Origin of the sequence: Variovorax sp. CF079 (assembly GCF_900101545.1) — a bacterium.
In the GTDB taxonomy this organism is placed as follows: domain Bacteria; phylum Pseudomonadota; class Gammaproteobacteria; order Burkholderiales; family Burkholderiaceae_C; genus Variovorax.
Window position 1 is genome coordinate 1 of record NZ_FMZU01000067.1, and the last position, 1,193, is coordinate 1,193.

1 protein-coding gene is annotated in these 1,193 nt (G+C 64.6%); it reads left to right on the forward strand.

From position 1 onward, the window contains the following. Positions 1–5 precede the first annotated feature (5 nt). Positions 6–1,193: elongation factor Tu (tuf, locus tag BLS74_RS33570; RefSeq protein WP_093112358.1), on the forward strand; the 1,188-nt coding region annotated here is incomplete at its 3' end.

Consider the following 1,193-nt stretch of genomic DNA (forward strand, 5'->3'; position numbering starts at 1 on the left):
AGAAAATGGCAAAAGGAAAATTCACCCGCACGAAGCCGCACGTGAACGTGGGCACGATCGGTCACGTGGACCATGGCAAGACCACGCTGACGGCGGCGATTGCGACGGTGCTGTCGACGAAGTTCGGCGGCGAAGCCAAGGCCTACGACCAGATCGACGCGGCGCCTGAAGAAAAAGCGCGCGGCATCACCATCAACACCGCCCACGTCGAATACGAAACGGCCAACCGCCACTACGCCCACGTCGACTGCCCCGGCCACGCCGACTACGTCAAGAACATGATCACCGGTGCCGCCCAGATGGACGGCGCCATCCTCGTGTGCTCGGCCGCCGACGGCCCCATGCCCCAGACCCGCGAGCACATCCTGCTGGCACGCCAGGTCGGTGTGGGCTACATCATCGTCTTCCTGAACAAGTGCGACATGGTGGACGACGCTGAGCTGCTGGAGCTCGTCGAAATGGAAGTGCGCGAGCTGCTGGACAAGTACGAATTCCCCGGCGACGACACCCCCATCATCCACGGCTCGGCCAAGCTCGCCCTGGAAGGCGACAAGGGCAAGCTGGGCGAGGAAGCCATCATGAAGCTGGCTGACGCGCTGGACACCTACATCCCCACGCCCGAGCGCGCGGTCGACGGCACCTTCCTGATGCCCGTGGAAGACGTGTTCTCCATCTCCGGTCGCGGCACGGTGGTGACCGGCGCGGTGGAGCGCGGCGTCATCAAGGTCGGCGAGGAAATCGAGATCGTGGGCATCCGCCCGACGGTGAAGACCACCTGCACCGGCGTGGAAATGTTCCGCAAGCTGCTGGACCAGGGCCAGGCCGGCGACAACGTCGGCGTGCTGCTGCGCGGCACCAAGCGCGAAGAAGTCGAGCGCGGCCAGGTGCTGTGCAAGCCCGGCTCGATCAAGCCGCACACGCACTTCACCGCCGAGGTGTATGTGCTGAGCAAGGACGAAGGCGGCCGTCACACGCCGTTCTTCAACAACTATCGCCCGCAGTTCTACTTCCGCACGACGGACGTGACCGGCGCGATCGAGCTGCCCAAGGACAAGGAAATGGTCATGCCCGGCGACAACGTCAGCATCACCGTGAAGCTGATCAACCCGATCGCCATGGAAGAAGGCCTGCGCTTCGCGATCCGCGAAGGCGGCCGCACCGTGGGCTCGGGCGTGGTGGCGAAGATCCTCGAC